14 protein-coding genes are annotated in these 18,376 nt (G+C 70.1%); 4 read left to right on the top strand and 10 right to left on the bottom strand.

Annotated features, from left to right (window positions below):
• Window positions 1-2: 2 nt before the first annotated feature.
• The 7 genes from ACFYZ3_RS31295 to eccE all read right to left on the bottom strand — a co-directional run bounded on the left by ACFYZ3_RS31295 (window position 3) and on the right by eccE (window position 11,012).
• Window positions 3-1,274, bottom strand: a complete 1,272-nt coding sequence (locus tag ACFYZ3_RS31295) for an ABC transporter ATP-binding protein (RefSeq protein ID WP_388524712.1) — start codon at window positions 1,272-1,274, stop codon at window positions 3-5.
• Window positions 1,271-2,224, bottom strand: coding sequence for an ABC transporter permease (locus tag ACFYZ3_RS31290; RefSeq protein ID WP_388524710.1), 954 nt, complete (start codon window positions 2,222-2,224; stop codon window positions 1,271-1,273). The genes ACFYZ3_RS31295 and ACFYZ3_RS31290 overlap by 4 nt, the downstream gene beginning before the upstream one ends.
• Window positions 2,221-3,267 carry an ABC transporter permease gene (locus ACFYZ3_RS31285; RefSeq protein WP_388524707.1) on the bottom strand — a complete coding sequence of 349 codons (1,047 nt, stop codon included), beginning with the start codon at window positions 3,265-3,267 and terminating at the stop codon, window positions 2,221-2,223. The genes ACFYZ3_RS31290 and ACFYZ3_RS31285 overlap by 4 nt, the downstream gene beginning before the upstream one ends.
• Complete coding sequence (locus tag ACFYZ3_RS31280) at window positions 3,260-5,125, bottom strand: ABC transporter substrate-binding protein (RefSeq protein WP_388524705.1); 1,866 nt, start codon at window positions 5,123-5,125, stop codon at window positions 3,260-3,262. Before ACFYZ3_RS31280 ends, ACFYZ3_RS31285 begins: the two co-directional genes overlap by 8 nt.
• Window positions 5,126-5,427: 302 nt before the next feature.
• Entirely contained in the window at window positions 5,428-8,619 is a 3,192-nt protein-coding gene (locus ACFYZ3_RS31275; protein WP_388524702.1) for an SCO5717 family growth-regulating ATPase, read from the bottom strand.
• Between the two features lie 288 nt (window positions 8,620-8,907).
• The gene (locus tag ACFYZ3_RS31270; protein ID WP_388524699.1) at window positions 8,908-9,684 is read right to left on the bottom strand and encodes a hypothetical protein; all 777 of its coding nucleotides are present in this window, start codon (window positions 9,682-9,684) and stop codon (window positions 8,908-8,910) included.
• Window positions 9,684-11,012 (bottom strand): type VII secretion protein EccE, encoded by a 1,329-nt coding sequence (eccE, locus tag ACFYZ3_RS31265; protein WP_388524696.1) that lies wholly within the window; start codon window positions 11,010-11,012, stop codon window positions 9,684-9,686. Before eccE ends, ACFYZ3_RS31270 begins: the two co-directional genes overlap by 1 nt.
• A gap of 144 nt (window positions 11,013-11,156) precedes the next feature.
• Between eccE and eccB the strand changes: the two genes are divergently transcribed.
• On the top strand, window positions 11,157-12,683 hold the full coding sequence (eccB, locus tag ACFYZ3_RS31260; RefSeq protein WP_388524693.1) for a type VII secretion protein EccB: 1,527 nt from the start codon (window positions 11,157-11,159) through the stop codon (window positions 12,681-12,683).
• Window positions 12,684-12,748: 65 nt separating this feature from the next.
• Entirely contained in the window at window positions 12,749-13,981 is a 1,233-nt protein-coding gene (mycP, locus tag ACFYZ3_RS31255) for a type VII secretion-associated serine protease mycosin (protein ID WP_388524690.1), read from the top strand.
• 147 nt (window positions 13,982-14,128) lie between these two features.
• Here mycP and ACFYZ3_RS31250 read toward each other — a convergent pair whose 3' ends face one another.
• The 3 genes from ACFYZ3_RS31250 to ACFYZ3_RS31240 are packed head-to-tail and all read right to left on the bottom strand — an operon-like array spanning window position 14,129 to window position 17,632.
• Complete coding sequence (locus ACFYZ3_RS31250) at window positions 14,129-14,824, bottom strand: hypothetical protein (RefSeq protein ID WP_388524686.1); 696 nt, start codon at window positions 14,822-14,824, stop codon at window positions 14,129-14,131.
• A 22-nt stretch (window positions 14,825-14,846) separates the two neighbouring features.
• The gene (locus ACFYZ3_RS31245) at window positions 14,847-17,192 is read right to left on the bottom strand and encodes a hypothetical protein (protein ID WP_388524683.1); all 2,346 of its coding nucleotides are present in this window, start codon (window positions 17,190-17,192) and stop codon (window positions 14,847-14,849) included.
• Between the two features lie 20 nt (window positions 17,193-17,212).
• A complete protein-coding gene (locus ACFYZ3_RS31240; RefSeq protein ID WP_388524680.1) occupies window positions 17,213-17,632 on the bottom strand; it encodes a hypothetical protein in 420 nt (139 codons plus the stop codon).
• A 184-nt stretch (window positions 17,633-17,816) separates the two neighbouring features.
• Between ACFYZ3_RS31240 and ACFYZ3_RS31235 the strand changes: the two genes are divergently transcribed.
• Window positions 17,817-18,167 (top strand): hypothetical protein, encoded by a 351-nt coding sequence (locus ACFYZ3_RS31235; protein WP_388524677.1) that lies wholly within the window; start codon window positions 17,817-17,819, stop codon window positions 18,165-18,167.
• Between the two features lie 46 nt (window positions 18,168-18,213).
• On the top strand, window positions 18,214-18,372 hold the full coding sequence (locus tag ACFYZ3_RS31230; protein WP_388524674.1) for a hypothetical protein: 159 nt from the start codon (window positions 18,214-18,216) through the stop codon (window positions 18,370-18,372).
• Window positions 18,373-18,376: the final 4 nt, after the last annotated feature.

The following is an 18,376-nucleotide window of genomic DNA, read 5'->3' as shown; positions in this document are numbered from 1 at the left end:
GCTCATGGGGCACTGCTCCTCACTCCGTCGTCCTCCGCCGACGCGACCCCGCCCGCACCGCGTCCGTCGCCTCTCCCGTGGCCGTCGGCCGTCCCGCTGTCGCCGTCGGCGGTACTCCCGGCGGGTTCCGTGCCCTCGCCGGTGTCGCGGGTCCCGGCGGGCTTGCCGCGCTCGGCGGAGGAGCCGTCCGCGGCAGGCACTCCGCGCCCGGCGGGGCTCCCGCGCCCGGCGGTGTTCTCGCCCTCGGCCCCTTTCCCGCCCCCGGCGGCTTTCCCGGTTGCGGTCCCGGCAGTCGCCCCGTCGCCGTCCGGCGGCACCGTGCCGTCCGGACCCACGTGGACGCATGCCGCCCGGCGTCGCGTGCCCGCGTCCCGCAGCGGCTGGTCCTGGGTGGCACAGAGGTCCAGCGCCACCGGGCAGCGCGGATGGAACGCGCACCCGGACGGCACCGCGGCCGGGTCGGGCGGGTCGCCCGGCAGGCCGCGGGGCGCGAACCTCGAGGCCGGGTCCCCGATCGTGGGGAACGCCTCCGACAGCGCCCGGCCGTAGGGATGACGGGCGTCGTCGTAGACCTGCCGGGCCGGGCCCTCCTCGACCACCCGACCCGCGTACATCACCGCGAGCCGGTCGCAGGTGTCGGCCAGCACGGCGAGGTCGTGGCTGATCATGATCAGGCCGACGTCCTGCTCGCCCACCAGCCCCTCGATCAGCCGCAGGATCTGCGCCTGGATCATCACGTCGAGCGCCGTGGTCGGTTCGTCCGCGATGATCAGCCGCGGATCGCAGGCCAGCGCCATCGCGATCATCACCCGCTGCCGCTGGCCGCCGGACAGCTCGTGCGGGTAGGCACTGGCCCGCGCCGCCGGAAGACCGACCTGCTCCAGCAGCTCACCGGCCCGCTTTCGCGCCCCCGCCGACGTGGCCCTGCGGTGCAGCAGGATCGGCTCGGCGATCTGGTCGCCGATGCGGTGCACGGCGTTCAGCGAGTGCATCGCGCCCTGGAAGACGATCGACGCCCCCGCCCAGCGGACCGCCCGCACCCGCCCCCACTTCATCGTGAGCACGTCCTCGCCGTCCAGCAGGATCTCGCCGCCCACCCGCGCGCCCGGCGGCAGCAGCCGCAGCAGCGCCAGGGCCAGCGTGGACTTGCCGCAGCCGGACTCGCCCGCGATGCCGAGCTTCTCGCCCGCCGCCAGGGTCAGGTCGACCCCGCGCACGGCGGCCGCACCGCCGGGATACGTCACCTTCAGGTCCCGCACCTCGAGCAGACTCAACGGGACACCCCCAGCCTGGGATTGAGAACGGCCTCGACCGCGCGCCCGCACAGCGTGAACGCCAGCGCCACCACCGCGATCCCGATGCCCGGCGGCACCAGGTACCACCAGTCGCCGGAACTCACCGACCCCGCCTCCCGCGCGTCCTGCAGCAGCCCGCCCCAGGACACGACCGCCGGGTCCCCGAGCCCGAGGAAGGCCAGGGTCGCCTCGGCCAGGATCGCGGAGGAGATGATCAGGGTGGTCTGCGCCAGGATCAGCGGCATGACGTTGGGCAGCACGTGCCGGGACATGATGTGCCAGTGCCCGCCCCCGAGCGCCTTCGCCCGCTCGATGTACGGCCGCGACTCCACCGCCAGCGTCTGCGCCCGCACCAGCCGGGCCGTGGTCGGCCAGGTGGTCACGCCGATCGCGAGCACGATCGTGCCCAGCGACCGGGACAGCACCGTCGCCAGCACGATCGCCAGCACCAGCGTCGGCATCACCAGGAACCAGTCCGTGATCCGCATCATCACCGTGGCGTACCAGCCGCGGAAGTGACCGGCCGTGATCCCGATGAGCGCGCCGATGAGCACCGAGAGCGCCGCCGCGAGCAGCCCGACCAGGAGCGAGACGCGCGAGCCCCAGATCAGCAGGCCCAGCAGGCTCCGCCCGAACTGGTCGGTGCCCAGCGGGAACCGGCCGCTCGGGCTCTCCAGCGGCTGCCCGGGCGCGTCGGTCACGCTGTCCACGTCCGACCCGACGGTCAGCGGCGCGGTCAGTGCCACGAGCACGAACAGCAGCAGCGTGGCCAGCCCGAACACCTCCGCACGGTGCCTGCGGTACTCCTTCCAGAAGCGTGCGACGGAGGCACGGCGCCGCCGCCGGGCGAGAGCGCGCGGACCCGGCGCACCGGACTTCGCCGGCGGCCCGGACGTGGATTCGGTGGTCTCGGTGGTCTCGGCGCTCATCGGCCCACCCTCGGATCGAGCATCGGATACAACAGGTCCGCCAGGGTGTTCATCAGGATCACCGCGGCGGCGAAGACGAAGAACAGCCCCTGCACCAGCGGCAGATCGGGCACACTGAGCGCCTGGTAGAACAGCCCGCCGAGCCCCGGCCAGGAGAAGACCGTCTCGACGAGGATGACCCCCGCCACGGTCCGCCCCAGATTGACGAAGACCAGCGTCACCGTCGGCAGCAGCGCGTTGGGCACGGCGTGCCGGCGCCGTACGAGATCGTCCCTGAGGCCCTTGGCCCGCGCGGTCGTCAGATAGTCGCTGCCCATCTCGTCCAGCAGCGCCGACCGGGTGACGAGCAGCGTCTGCCCGTACTCCACCGCGACCAGCGTCACCACCGGCAGCACGAGATGGTGCGCGACGTCGAGCACGTGCGCGAAGCCCTCCTCGCGGCCCGACTCCATGCCCCCGGTCGGGAACAGCCCCGGGATCGGGTCCACCCCCACCGACAGCACGATGATCAGCAGCAGCCCCAGCCAGAAGGACGGGATGGAGTAGAGCGTCAGCGCCAGACCGGTGTTGAGCCGGTCGCCGAGCCCCCCGCGCCGCCACGCCGAGCGGGTACCGAGGAAGGCACCCAGCGCGGTGTAGAGCACGAAGGCCGTACCGGTGAGCAGCAGGGTGTTCGGCAGTGCCTCGGTGATCTTGTCGACGACGGGCGCGTGGAACTGGTACGACGTGCCCAGGTCCCCGCTCAGCGCCTTGACGCAGTAGTCCGTGAACTGCTCCCACAGTGGCAGGTCGAGCCCGAACTCCTCCTTGTACACGGCGAGCTGCTCGGCCGAGACCGGGCGGCCGCCGGTCATGAACTTCACCGGATCGCCGGGGATCAGCCGGAAGAGGAAGAAGCTCGTCACGAGCACGGCGAACAGCGAGACGGCCGCGCCCGCCAGCTTCCCCGCCACGTACCGCGGGTACGCGCTGCGGGTGCGCCCCCGCGGCGCCGCGGCCGCGGGAGCCCGCTTCTCGACCGCGGAGCCGGTGGCGCTACTCACGGTCGTCGGCCGACGCCCGCCGGCGGACGGCGAACAGTACCCCGAGACCGACGAGGACGACGACACCGGCGGCGATGCCGATCACCGTCCCGGTCGACGACGAATCCCCGGAGGAGTCACCGGAGCCGGCGGGCACCGCCGACCACCAGCTCCAGTAGCCGTCCTGCCCGTAGATGTTGCCCGCGTCCGACGGCATCGTGGTGATCGACTCGATCTGGTCCGTGCGATAGGCCTCGACGGCGTTCGGGTACGCCATGACGTTCATGTACCCGGTGTCGTACAGCCGCGACTGCATCTGCTTGACGATCTCCGCTCGCTTGCCGGCGTCGTACTCGCCCAACTGCCGCGCGTACAGGTCGTCGTACTTCTTGTCGCAGATGAAGTTGTCGGTGGCCCCGGTGTCCTTCGGCGTCGCCGGGAGCGCCGCGCAGGTGTGGATGGAGAGCACGAAGTCCGGGTCGGGATTGACGGACCAGCCGTCGAAGGCGAGGTCGTACTTGCCGGCCAGCCACGGGTCCGTCACGTTGTCCAGGCAGTTGAGCGTGACCGAGATGCCCAGCTCGCCCCACCACTCCTGGAGGTACTTGCCGACCGCCTTGTCGTTCGGGTCGGTGGCGTGGCACAGGATGCGGTAGTCCAGCGGCTTGCCGTCCTTGCCGAGGCGCTTGCCGTCGGAGTCCGTCCGGTAGCCCGCCTCGTCGAGCAACTGGGCCGCCTTCGCGGGATCGTAGGCCAGCTCCTGCTGGGCCGACGGCTCGAAGAAGTACGAGGAGAAGCGCGGCGGGATGTAGCCCGCGCCCTCGACCGCGTGGCCCTGGAACACCTTGTCGACGATCGCCTTGCGGTCCACCGCCATGAACAGTGCGTTGCGCACCCGTTGGTCCAGCAGCGAGGGATCGCCGTCACCGAACTTCGTCCCGTCCTTCGCCCGTGCGCCCGGATTGGTGGCCAGGGCGTAGAAGCGGCGGCCGGGGGCGTCGTTGACGCGGATGTTCTCCTCGCCCTTGAGCGAGTCGGCCTGGGCCGGAGTCAGCGACGGCGACCCGGCGACGAACGACACCTCGCCCTTGCGCAGGGCGGCGACCGCGGCGTCCTGGTCCTTGTAGTACCGGAAGACCAGCTCGTCGAACTTCGGCGCGCCGCGCCAGAAGTCCTTGTTGGCCTTGAGCCGCACATAGCTGTCCGGCTTGTAGTCGGTGAGCACGAACGGACCGTTGCCGACTACGGGGAAGTCCTTGTCGTTGTTGAACTTCGAGAAGTCGTCGACCTTCTCCCAGACGTGCTTGGGCACGATCGGCACGTCCAGCGCGGTCATCGTGGCCTGCGGCTTCTTCAGCCGGATCACCAGCTGGGTCGGGCTGGGCGCGGTGACCTCCGCGAAGTTGCCGACGAAGCTGCCGTTGGCGGTGGCGGCGCCCGGGTCGGTCATCATCGTGTTGAACGTCCACGCCGCGTCCTCGGCGGTGGCCTGCTCGCCGTCCGACCACTTGGAGTCGGAACGGATCGTGTACGTCCAGGTCAGCTTGTCCGGCGAGGACTTCCACTCCGTGGCGAGCCCCGGTATGACGTGGTTGTCCTTGGCGTCGTAGTTGGTCAGGTACTCGTACGTCAGCCGGTGGATGCTCGTACTGAGCAGCCGTACCGCCAGGAAGGGACTGAGCGAGTCGACGCTCTGCGCCACGGCGACGGTGAGCACCTTGTCGCCCCCCTTGCCGCCGTCGTCCTCCTTCGCCGAGACCGAGGGGGCGACCGCCCCCGACGCGAGGAGCAGCGCACCGGCGCCTGCTGCCGCGAGGAGACGGGTTCGCCACGGCCGGTGGGCGGTACGTCCGCTGCCGTGCTGATCGTGTCTGTTCATGACTACCTGACCTCGCGTCATCGCACGCGCAGACGCCGGGCGTCCTCGCGTGAGGCGGGCTTGAACGGTGGTGAACGCGGAATGAAGTGTGTGTCTACCAGCGGCAGTCTGCGCGCGTCAACGGTATGTCAAACCCCATGTGGCCTGCGGAAACGACGAGTTGACCCATACGTGACCCTCATTGGCGCAGACCACTGGCGCTTGCCTGGTGAGAGCGTGGCGGCTGGGGCGGACGTTGCCGTTCGCACACGCCCGAAGGCCCGCGCCGTCGAGGACGGCGCGGGCCTTCGGAGGTGGTGGGGCTACTGCTGGGGCGGGGGCGGAGGGGGCGTCTGCCCCTGCTGCGGCGGCTGCGGCGGCTGCCCCGGCTGTCCCGGCTGTCCCTGTTGCGGATATCCGTAACCGGGCTGGGCGTACGGCTGGCCGTAACCGGGCTGGGGGTACGGCTGCTGCTGCCCGGGCCCGGGCTGCGGCGGGTACGGCTGGCCCGGCTGCGGCTGCCCAGGCACCGGCTGCCCCGGCTGGCCCTGCTGCGGCGGCATCGGCTGCCCGGGCATCGGCTGCCCGGGCATCTGCTGGCCCGGCATGGGCGGGGCGGCGACCGGCGGCGGATTGCCGTCGGACGTCCACAGGCCGTGCGACTGCTGGTGGCGGACGAAGTCCTCGGCGACCATCGCCGCGAGGTTGAAGTACGCCTCCCGCACCTTCGGCCGCATCATGTCGAGGTCCACCTCGGCACCGGCGGACAGATGCTCGTCGAACGGGACCACGACGACACCTCGGCAGCGGGTCTGGAAGTGCCCCACGATGTCGTCGACCTTGATCATCTTGCCGGTCTCGCGGACCCCGGAGATGACCGTGATCGACCGTGAGACGAGGTCGGCGTACCCGTGCGCGGACAGCCAGTCCAGCGTCGTACTGGCGCTGCTCGCACCGTCCACGGACGGCGTCGAGATGATGATGAGCTGGTCGGCGAGGTCGAGCACGCCGCGCATGGCGCTGTAGAGGAGACCGGTGCCCGAGTCGGTGAGGATGATCGGGTACTGCTGGCCGAGCACGTCGATCGCGCGCCGGTAGTCCTCGTCGTTGAAGGTCGTGGACACGGCCGGGTCGACGTCGTTGGCGATGATCTCCAGACCGGACGAGGCCTGCGAGGTGAACCGCCTGATGTCCATGTACGAGTTGAGATACGGGATCGCCTGGACGAGGTCCCGGATGGTGGCCCCGGTCTCCCGGCGCACCCGTCGGCCGAGCGTACCGGCGTCCGGGTTGGCGTCGATCGCGAGGATCTTGTCCTGCCGTTCGGTGGCGAGCGTGGAGCCGAGCGCGGTGGTGGTCGTCGTCTTGCCGACGCCGCCCTTGAGGCTGATGACGGCGATGCGGTAGCAGGACAGCACCGGGGTGCGGATCAGGTCCAGCTTCCGCTGCCGCTCGGCCTCCTCCTTCTTCCCGCCCAGCTTGAACCGGGAACCGCCGGCGGCCGGACGGCTGCTCTTCGCCTTCTGCCGCTTGTTGTTCACCAGCCGGTCGGACGACAGCTCCACGGCCGCCGTGTACCCGAGCGGCGCCGCCCCCGGGTTGGTGGCCTGCCGCTGGTCGTGCTGCATCGGCTGCGGCCAGGCGGCTCCGAGCCGGGGATCGGCGGGCTGCGGGTGCGGCTGGGGCTGCGGCTGGTGCGGCTGGGGCTGCTGGGCCTGCGGCTGGTACTCCGGCTGCTGCGCAGGGGGTGCCTGGGGGGTGTGGGGCGCCGCTTGGGGTGCGTTGGGCGTCTGCACCGGCTGGCCGGGCTGCACCGGCTGGGCGGGCGGAGCCTGACCGACGTTCTGAGCCTGCGGAGCCTGCTGCGGCACACCGGGATACGGCTGCTGCGGCGACGGCCCGTGCGGGGCCTGCGGGGCCTGCGGGAAGCCGTATCCGGCGGGCGCCTGCGCGGGGGAGTGGGGCTGGGTCTGTGGCTGTGGGGCCTGCGCACCGGGCTGCGGGAAGCCGTAACCGGGCTGGGGGGCGGGCGGCGCGTCCCACCCGGCGGGCGCCGGCTGCGGAGCCTGCGGCTGGAAGGGAGGCTGCTGTGCCGGTACGCCCGGCTGCTCGGGAGGGGCGGGCGCGGGCTGGGGCTGGGACTGTGCGGGCCACTGGTGGGCCGCCGCGGGCGCGACCGGCGGGTACGACGGAGGCAGCGGCGGCATACCCGAGGGCGCCGGTGGCGCCGCGTCCTGCGGAACGGCGTCCTGCGGCACGCCGTCGGCCGGCGGGGCGGCATCATTGGGCACCGCGTCCGCGGGCACGGCGTCCACGGGCTCGTCCTCCGCCGGGACGCTGTCCTCGGGTTCGGCGGCGGTCTGCTCCGCGGACTCGGGCTCGGTGACGGCCGCCAGGACGACCGGCTCCGGCTCCGGCTCGGCGGCGGGGGCCGACCCACCGAGGCGGGGGTCGGCCAAGTCGCCGTGCGCGTCACCGGACACCGCGCCGGGAGCCTCGTCGGAGTCCGACTCGAAGCCGGACACCGTGTCGACGTCAGTATTGGCGTCAGCGTCAGGGTCAGTATCGGTATCGGTATCGGCGTCAGTAAAGCCCGTGCTCACGAAGGGCTCGTTGGGCTCGTCCGGCGTGTCACGGGCCTCGTCGGCACCGGCCGCCGGGTCCTCCCCGGCGGTGTCCTCCGGGGTCTCCTCCGCGGCGGCCCGCTCGGCGATCTCACGCTTGAGGGCAACCGCGGAGAAGCGCATGGTCGCGCCGCTTTCCAGGTCGCCGTTGTCGAGGTCGCCGGTGTCGGGCTCGCGGTCGGGTTCAGGTTCGGGCTCGGCCGCTGCCCCGGGCTCCTCGGCGGGCGGCGGCGGAACGGGAGCCTGGAGCTGGAACCCCCCGGCCGGGAAGGACGGCAGGGCCGCGGGAGACGCGAGATCCGCGGCAGGCGCCGGTTCGGCCACGGCTTTCGGCTCGGGCTCCGGCGTCCGAACCTCCGGCTCCGGCTCGGGCTCCGGCGGCGCGGACCGCTGCGACGGCGACGGCTGCGGCTCGAACCCGCTCCCCACCGGCAACTTGGGCACCCCTGCCGGCCCCCCGCTCGGCGGCGCGGGCGGAGTGAACGGCGCACCCGGCCCCGGCGGCGGAGGCGGCGTGAACGCGGCCCCCGGAGCCGGCGCCGGGGGCGGAGGCGTGAAGGGAGCGCCCGGGGCGGGAGCCGGCACGGAGGAAGGCCCATGGGGCGTCGCGTGCGGCGGCGGAGTCAGCCCCGGCAACGGCGGAACCGGACCACGAGGCGCGGGTGGAGCCGTCGGAGCGGAAGGCGGGGGAGAACCGGCCGAACCGGCAGGCGGATCGGCCCCCTCACCCTCACCCTGCCCGCCGTCGCCGGACGCGTTCTGCGTGTACCAGGCGGGCGGCGCGTAGTCGATGGTGAACTCGCCGGTCGTCTCGACGGAGGACTCCGCGTCGGGCTGGTCATCGCCGGGTGTAGCCCAGCCCCCGCGGATCCCGTCCCGATCGCTGCTCACAGTTCCTCCTGGTGTGGTCGAGCACCCTCATGCCGTGCTGGGGCGACCCTTGCTTGTCATTCGAAATTGTCCGAGGTCGTCCGATCCACCGGTTCTCCCCCTGAGACGCCGACGCCCGCTCACGGGTTCTGGTGTCGCGCCCGACACCAGCCTAATCACGAGTGACCCACCCCCGTCAGGCCCCCGTGCCCCTGCCCGCCTCGGTGCCCAACGTCACAACTGACGCAAAAAACATGCACTTTCGCGTCATATGGGGTGCAATCGGGCGATCCGGCCCAGGCGGTTCAGTCAGTCCATCCTCCGGGGCGTACCCAGCAGTCCGGTCTCCACATCGGTCGGCTGTGTCATCACGTACTGCCGGTCCCGTTCCGTACACCACAGGGTGACCCCGTCGGCGAGGGTCGGAAGCGCCTCGTACTCGGAGCGGGGCAGGCCGGTCACCCGGCCGATCTCCACCGCCTCGTCCGGTGAGACGCGCTGCACGCCCACCAGGCGCGCCTGACGCATCAACCGCGGCGCCAGCGGACTCAGGTAGGGCAGCAGCGTCAGCACGGACTGCCAGGGCGCGGAAACCACCCGGCCGCGAGGCGGACGCATGCCGCAGTCCCGGATGACCAGGACCGGTGCCGTCGCCGAGGCTCCCTGCGGAGGGACTCGCCCCACCTCGTGCACGGTCATACCGGACTGACCGCCACCTACCGCCTGCACCATCTGTGCCCAGTGAGCCGGGCGACCGGTCTCTACGGTCACCCGGGCCCCGGTCGCCGCAACGCGCAGTGCCAGGACCTGCGTGGTCCACAGTCCGCCGATCAGGAGGATGTCGAAGGGCGTCGGGCGGTTCACCCCCAGCACGGCGGGCTGTCCCTCACCGTTGACACCCACCACGACACCGTCGTCCCCGACTGGCAGGCCGAGCGTGTCCACCTGGGCCATGGAGAGCGTGTGCCGCGGATGACGGGGGCCCAGGAGACCGAAGCCGGTGCGCAGACGCGCCCGCGGGCCCGTGACCGGCCGCCCGGAAGCGGCGGCCCCGGGCGTCGGAGTGGTGGACGGCGTAAAGGCCATCAGCGGGCACCTCCGAGGGGCAGGGTGGCGAGCACGCCGGGCAGTTGTTCGCGGTCCAGACGCACGAGACCGGTCCGCGCCTGACGTGCGACGTTCTCCAGGCCCCGGCGTGCGTCGGCCAGCTCCGTGCTGCTGCGACCGGTGACCCGCACGTGCCCGGTGACCGCCACGTCGTGGCGACCGCTCGGCGTCAGGGTGAGGCTGAACGTGGTCGCCAGCGCGGGCACCGCCGTCAGCTGGGCCACCAACTGTGGCAACCCGACACCCTGACCGCCCAACTGGGGCCAACGGCGTACCCAGTACGTGGTGTGCCGCCGGTTGTCGCAACGCCAGCTGCGGCTGGACTCCTCGGTTCGCCGCCGGGGTGCGTCACCCTGGCCCGACTGGACGGTCACCATCGGGTTGGCGCACATCGAGGTGGCGAGGGCGGACGACACCTCCTCCTCGGTCAGCAGGTTCACCCGGAAGCCGGCACCCGTCAGCCGGCTGGACAGATGCTCGGCCGAGCGCACCAGGCACTTCTGCGCCCCCGGCAGCCCGCCGCCGCGCGCGGCCACCGCGTCGGGGCACAGTTCGGGGTCGAGCTTCAACGCGATCCACATGATGCGGACGGCAGGGGCGGCGATCTCGGACTGCAGCTGCGCGTAGTTGGCCACCACGACAGACTGGCGCGGCAGATGGGGCGCGGGCGCGGTCTGTGTGTGCAGGACGATCTGCCCCGACGCCAGACGAATGCCGTCCACGTCGAGCGCGTCCCGGACCAGGGCCAGCGGGACCGGTCTGCGGCCGCGCTCGGCGCGCAGCGCCCCCGCGTCGGCCTCCACCTGAAGCACGGCGGTGAGGAACCCCCCGTCGCCCACCATGCCCACAGGCCGGCGGTCGTGCTCGTCCCGGTGGACGAAGCTGTACGTGCGCAGGTTCGGCTCGCACTCCACCGCCGGGGCCAGACCGGCGTCGATGCCCTGCGGCACCGGCACCTGCGGTGCGCCCCGGCGGCGGGCCCGCAGCGCGAGATGGCTGGCCAGCCACTCAGGCAGCCAGCGCCGACGCCGACGTACCACAGCTAGGAGCACCAGCACCGCGGCAACGGCGACCGACGGCACCGTCGCCACCGGCCCTAGGAGCCAACCGCACACCGCCAACGCGGCGGCCAACTCCAGGAGCACCAGCCGCTGCAGGGTGGACGAGCCACCACGTGCCGGGCGGGCTTGCAGGTGCGGGGTGACAGAGGACCGGACTGCCGACGCCGTGCGTCCGTTGTCCGGCGGCGCGTTGGTACGACGGGGCGCCGAATGCGTGCGTGACCGGGTCCGCGACGCGGAAGCCATCACTCCAAATCCCCCGAACTCTCACCGAAGATATTGTGCTCAGCACACGGCAGACTCCGGAAGCCTACCGGTGCCCCATGCACCGTCCGGCAACAGGCATAGTAGGGGCCGGGTCTGACTCGTACGGGGAGAGAACGAAGACACATGGCATCACGGCGCGATGAACTGAACGCCCACACCTTCGCGAAGCGCCGCACACTCGCGTCTTTCCTGCAGCCTTCCCCGTCCGGTTCGGAGGAAGGCGCCCCCAGGCCGCTGCGCGCGATCGTCCCCGGTGCGGTCGTCGGCATCGTGGTGCTCGCCGTGTTCGGTGCGATCGGTCTGTTCAGCCCGACCGCTCCGAAGGGTTGGGACGAGGCCGGCGGGCACGTGATCGTGGCCAGCGACTCCACGACGCGCTACGTCGTCCTGAAAACGGACGGGAAGAAGCAGCTCCACCCGGTCCTCAACATGGCCTCCGCCAAGCTCCTCCTCGACCCCGACAAGGACAGCGTCATCACGGTGGACGAGGGCGTACTCGACAGCGGCGAGCCACCGCACGGCGCCACGATCGGTATTCCGTATGCCCCCGACCGCCTGCCCGGTTCCGACGACGCCGAGCAGGCCAAGCGCTGGGCCGTCTGCGAACGGCCCGGCCCGGGCGGCCGGGCCATCCAGAAGGCGGCGTTCGTCTTCGCGGAGAAGGACTGGTCCAGGATGGAGGGCAAGAACAAACTCTCCGGTGGCGACCTGATGTACGTCGTCGGACCGGACGGTACATCCCAGTACGTCGTCGACTCGCACGGCTCCGCCTACGCGCTGGCCGATCCGGCCGACAAGGAACTCCTGAAAGCCCTGGACACCCAGGGCCGGGCCCCGCAGCGCGTGTCCCAGGAGTGGCTGGACACGCTCCACAAGGGCGACCCGATCGAGATCCCGGAGATCAAGGGCACGCCCGGTGCGGCGGCCGGCGCCTCCGACATGCTCGGGCAGTACGACAAGGTGGGCATGGTCATCAAGGCGTACGACGGGCGGCGCATGCAGTACTACGTCGTGCAGAGCGGCGCCGTGGCCCGCGTCTCGGAGTTCACGGCCACGTTGCTCCTCAACAGCGGTGCCCTCGTAGAAGTCGGACAGGCCGGCGAGGCGCAGCAGGTCAGCCCCGGCGCGGTCGTCGACAGCGTCGAGTTCGCGGAGCAACGGAACTGGCCGTCGTACCGCCCGAAGACGGTCAACGACGGCACCTCCGCGACCTCCGGCCGCAACACCGTCTGCAGCGTCCTGCGCTCGGTCAACGCGAAGAACGGCGACACCACCCTGTCCACCTGGGCGAGCACCGACTTCCCCGCCCAACTGCCCACCGGTTCCTCCAGCGCGTACGTGACTCCGGGCTCCGGGCAGCTCTACCGTCAGTTCCAGGGCAGCGAGACGAAGGCGGGCGGGGTCTTCCTCGTCACCGACACAGGACTGCGCTACGCCCTGCAGTCCAACAGCGACAGTGCCACCGACGACAAGGGCATCGGTACGTCCGACAAGAAGCGTGAGCAGGAACTGAGCGAGTCCCGGATCGCCCAGACGAGGCTCGGCTACGAGAACGTGGAACCATCACCCGTTCCGGCGAAGTGGTCGACGTTCCTGCCCACCGGCCCACGCCTGTCCGAGGCGGCAGCGCGCCAGCCGCAGGGCTCGTGACGCCCGTGTCTGCGCGGAAGAGGGAAACGATCTGGAAGCGGAAGCCCGCGTGTGGCGTTGGCCGGATGCGGAGCCGGACACTGACCGCGGCCGTGCTCGCCGCCACGGTGCTCGCCGCGCCGACCGTACTCACGTTCCTCCCCGCCTCCCCCGCGGCGCGGGCGGCCGACGGCGGTCAGTGCACCTTCCCCTCCAAGAACTACGAGGGCAGGCCATGGGCCCTCCAACGCGTCAACCTGGACGAGCTGTGGGCCCAAACGAAGGGCAAGGGCGTCCAGGTCGCCGTGATCGACACGGGCGTCGACGTGAAACATCCCCAACTCGCCGACGCAGTCGACGCGTCCAAGGGCAAGAACTACCTCCCCGAGAAGAACGACAAGGGCGAGAAGATCGACCGGGGCAACGCCCACGGCACCACCGACACCGTCGGCCACGGCACCCGCGTGGCCGGCATCATCGCGGCGCGCCCCGCCAAGGGCACCGGGTTCGTGGGCCTGGCCCCGGAGGCCACGATCATCCCCATCAAGCAGAACGACGCGGAGGGCAACGGCACGGCCGACACCCTCGCGACGTCGATCCGGCACGCCGTGGACGCGGGCGCCGACGTCATCAACATCTCGCAGGACACGGCCAAGGCGGTGAAACCCGCCTCGACCCTGGAGTCGGCCGTCGACTACGCCCTGGACAAGGAGGTCGTGGTCGTCGCATCGGCGGGCAACGACGGCCTGGGAGGCAGGGACAAGACGACATACCCGGCCTCCTACGAAGGCGTCCTCGCCGTCGCCTCCTCCGACCGCAACAACGAACGCGCCTCCTTCTCCCAGGCAGGCGAGTTCGTGGGCGTGGCCGCCCCCGGCGTCGACATGATCTCCACCGTCCCCGGGGGCGGCCACTGCTCCGACAACGGCACCAGCTTCTCCGCGCCCTACGTGGCGGCCGTGGCGGCGTTGCTGAAGTCGGCGTACCCCAAGTGGACGGCCGAGCAGATCGTCGCCCAGATCGAGCAGACGGCCGAACGCTCCATCCCCGGTCACGACCGCCTCGTCGGCTGGGGCGTGATCGACCCGGTCAAGGCCCTGACGGACATGGACCCGGCCCACCCGGTGGAATCCCCCGCGGCCGAAAAGCCGGACGTCCAAGCCAAGGCCCCCGACGTCCCCCCTCTCCACCTCGGCGAAACCGCCGACGAACGCAACACCCGCCTGGGCACCTACGTGGCCGTCGGCGCCCTGGTCCTCACCGCCGGCCTGGGCGGGACAGCGGTGGCGGTACGGGACTCACGGCGGCGAAATCGCTGACGGCACTGTCAGGGGTATGAGGCAGGATCCCGGCGAAGCCGTCGGTCACGCGGTCGGGGTGAGGACGATGGGGCGGCGAGTCGCGGGCTGAGAGGATAGGGCCGTTGGCCATCTATCCCGCTCTACGCCGGGAAGCCTCAGCGGCGGCTACGCGGGATCCAGCACGGGCTTCGCGGGAAGCCCGCCGTTGTTCTTGCAGCCCAGTTCCTTGGCCATGGCCAGCGCGAAGGAATGGGCCACGGTCGCGTAGGCCTCCTTCAGCGCCCGGACGTTGTCCTCGGGCTCCGTCGGCATGGCCCAGTGCTCCACGCCGACCTCAAGGTGAGCCACTTCCCCCGTGCCAGCTACTTTGCCGCTCTTGCACCCGAACTGGATGTCTGCCTTGTCCGCCGCCGCCAGGGTCCGCTCCCCCATCTTCAGCTCGGTGAACTTGGAGGCGGGAGAGCCCTTGGCGTCGGGGTCGACCTGACTCCAGGTGACTCTGAGATCGAAGTCCGGCGTGTCGAGGGGCGTGTAGATGCGGCAGATGTCCCCACCCCGGTCGTGGGGCGTGTTGTACATGGTGGCAAGGAGCGTCGCGGCCTGCTCGATGCTGTATTCGTCCCCCGAAGCCTCGAACCGCGACGAACCCGTGATCACCTTCAGCGCTTTGGCCGCGTCGGCGGAGACGGCGCTGCCGCCGCACAGCTGGGTCCCCGCGACGACCTTGTAGTCGTCCGGAACCCCTTCCTCGTCCCCTTCGCCTCCGCAACCCGTGGCCCCGAGAAGCAACGAGCCCGCCACGGCTACGGAGAGGAGTCCTCCGCGTACCGGCCTACGACTGACCACTGTCCACATCCTCATGACTCCTTGGTCGTCCCTTGCCTCAGCCCGTCTCCGGGTCATTGCCCTGCTGGTTCTCGCGGTCGTTGCCGACCCCGTAGCCGACCAGCATCGCTTGGCGCAGGTCCTCACCGAAGTCGCCGTCGCGGTCCAGGCCGTTGTGCGCCAGGAACTCCTTCATCGGGGCCTCGGCCATGCTCTCACCTGAGGAGTAGATCTTCTTCTTCTCGTCATGGGTGAGCTCCTCGACCTTCTCCTTGTGCTCATCCACCGAGTTGTCGGACACGTCGCCGACCACCTGGCCGATGAGCTGCTCCGCAGCACCGCTGGCGGTGTCGGTGGCCAAGGGGATGAGTACCGCGGCCGTGCCCACAGCGGCGGTTGCGGGCAGGAAGGCGACACCTGCCGCAATGCCGGCTGCGGCTCCGAACTCGACCCAGCCCGCCCGCTTGGCGACCGCCTTCTCGTAGTCCTCGTGGGTCTTGAGGTTCGTCGCCTCCACCTGGTCGGCCCGGGACTGGTCGAGCATGCCCTGCACCTCGGCACCCGTACGCACGGTCGCCCTGGCGGCACCCTCGTCGATTCCGTCCGGACCCACGGTCCCTTCCAGCACGCTGCGGGTGTAGACCTGCTCTGCGGTCGACAATGTCGCATAGGCGTCCGGGTGCTGGCCCAGGGTGCTGAGGAAGCCCCGGACGACACTCCGCCCGTTTCCGTCCACAGTGTCCCCGAAATCGAGGTGCCCTTCCGGATTCTTGCCCGGTGCGAACACGCTCTCCCCGTCGTTCTCGTCGAGCGCCCAGTTGATGTCGTCGATGTAGCCGGCGCCCATGACACCCAGGCTGTCGGCCATCGCCTCGTGACGCTCCTTGAGCAGTCCGGGCTCCGCAGCGTACTTCTCCATAACCTGCTGCATGACCGCGACGTTGTCCTCGTCCCGCACCACTCCGGCGTCTGGGTGCCCGGCCGGGTAGCCCAGGGTCGCCGACTCCAGGGCGTGGCCGAGGGCGTCGGGCATGTAGTCGAGCGACGCCTTGAGTTCCTTGGGATCAGTCGAGTTGACGTCGCCGAAGGACTCCCACTTCTCGTTGGTGAAGAAGTCGAGGTAGTTGTCGAATGACTGGCCGTCCTTGTCCTTGCCGAGGTCGGCCGTGGCGTCGTGGTTGACCGTACCGTCCTCGTTGTACGCGGTCGGGGGGTCGGTGAAGAACTTCTTGGCCGCTTCCGGGCTGTTGCCGAGCGCCTCCAGCATGGCGGTGGTCGGCTCGTAGCCGGCGCCGTTCACTCCTGAGGGGTTGTACGGATTCTGGAGCCAGCCGTTCACCATCTTGGTCTCGGCGAACAGGTCCGGCTTCTTCGCGTGCAGTTGCGCCACGTGTTCAGCGATCGGGTTGAGGAACTTCGCGTCGTAGTTCCCGTATCGCATGATCCCGCCGAGCAACTGGTATCCGAAGGGCCCGCCCGAGTCGTACTTGGACAGCGCGATGTGCTCAGTGCCCAACTTGCGGAGCTCCGGGCCCCACTTTTCGGTGAATGCCTTGTCGTGGGAGGCGGTGGCCAGGTTGAGGCCGAGGTTCTTCTGGAGCTCCTGGACGTCCTTGAGGCGCTCCGCGTCGACCTTGCTGTAGTCATACGTGTCCGTGGCGAGCTGGCCGAAGAACGCGAGTGACTTCTCGGGTCCGAGTTCTTCGTAGAAGTACTTGGAGAACTCCACCGACGAACTGTTGTCCTTCAGCAGCTCGTTGAGCTCCACCAGGTCCTCGTGCGAGATGTCCCGGCCCTTGGCTGCCAGGGACGCGGCACGGGCGGCCTCCTCCTGATCCAGCTTCGTGTACTTGGGGGCGCCGAAGTCCTTGCGACCAGTGGCGTTGGCCGCAAGGGTCTTGTTCAAGGAGACGTCAGTGTCGCTGCAGTTGTCGACGATGAGGTCGATCTTCTTCTGCCACGACTCAATGTTCTTCTTCTCCTCCTGCAGGAGCTTGCTGTAGTCGGGGTCGTGGCGCGCCGCTGGGATCTCGGACAACGGCTTTTTCGCCGTGACCTTGCCTTTGCCGTCCACCCGGATGCCGGCCTCGGGACCCTCGTGGTCTCTGATGCTGACCAGGTCGTCCTTGGCCTTCTTGATGGCCGTGTAGCCCTCTTGAAGGATCCGGTGCACGCCCTTGGCCTCGACCACGGCGTCCGCGAACTCCTTGACGGTCTTGCCGATGAAGGCCTTGGTGACGCCTGCGTTGACGCCCTCCCAGGACGCCTTGTCCGCCTTGGCCTTCATTCCGTCGATGGCGTCGGTGGCGAGTGTGTCCAGCTTTCCCGCCATTTCCGACCAGTCGTCGACGGCGGTTTTCAGCTTCCCCAACGGGGCGTCGATGATGTCCTCGTACTTCAGCATGCTGCGCGCTCCCCCGAGCCCTACTTCATGTATTCCGTGAGTACGGAGATCCGGGCCAGATCCCCCTCGACCTTCGCCTCGTCCTTGGCGTGCCGGGCCTTGCTGTAATCGAGGTGATTCGATACCTGTCCGCAGGCGTCCAGCAACGTCCTGAGATGGGTCTGCCAGTTGTCGTGCACCTTCAGCAGCCCCGAACCGCTCTCGAAGTTCCCGTTGGTCAACGCCGTCGCCGCGTCGAACGTGGAGACACGGGCGTGGTCACCGTCCTTTGTCAGCCGCCCCAGCAGGTCATACGCGTCGTTGCCGATGGCGCCGAGGTCGTCGCGATGGACTACAAGGTCCTTGCCGCCGCCACCTTCCGTCGGAACGCTGTCGATCTGCATGGCGGTCCGCTCGCCCGCCGCCGCGCGCAGCTGGGCCCATTCTTGCTCGAACGTCATGAATCTCCCCAGTTCCATCCGGGCAGGTCACTGCGCCGTACTCGCTCGGCCGTCGACCTGATCACCTGACGCTTATATCACCACCCGGCCACGGGGCGTCCGGTGGCCGAGAGCCCGGCCGCGCCTCTGGCTGGAGTGAGCTCGCACGGACATCGGTAGAAATCTTATGGGTCGTGGGCGGGCCTTGGTCGCTCTCGCCGCTGCGGGCTGCGGTGGGCCGGGATCGGCTGACGACGACGCCTCCCACCCTGCGGACACCCCGTCGCTGACGAGCGGCAAGGATCTCCCCGTCGCGATCACCTCGGCAGAGTCCGGACTCCTGACGATGAAATCGCTGCTCGGCGCTCTGCCGCCGGAGCCCACAGCCAACGCCGCGTGCACCGAACTGACACTGAGGAGGATGCGCAAACGCACCGTGGCCATGGCCGGGATCCCGGCGAAGACAAGCGCCGCATGCGAGGGCGGCAAGGTGAGTGAAGATCCGGGCGTGACCACACGGTGCACCGTCACCTACGACGGCGTGAAGGTTCCCTGAATCATCCGTTTCGACGAGCCAACCGGTGACTTGGGACCGACACGAAATGACCAAAGCTGGCCAGGCGGCGCCGACGGCGAGGTCCGTCTACGGCAACTTCTGGAGGGAGTACAACCAGGTCAGCAAGCACGTAGGCCCCGAACCCGAAGGGGTGCCGGACATCGAACTCGTCGCAGACGACCAGGACACCAGTCACCGCTGCTAGTACG

It is taken from the genome of Streptomyces sp. NPDC001599 (genome assembly GCF_042893535.1).
Classification (GTDB): Bacteria; Actinomycetota; Actinomycetes; order Streptomycetales; family Streptomycetaceae; genus Streptomyces.
This window is presented reverse-complemented; position numbering and strand designations above follow the sequence as displayed.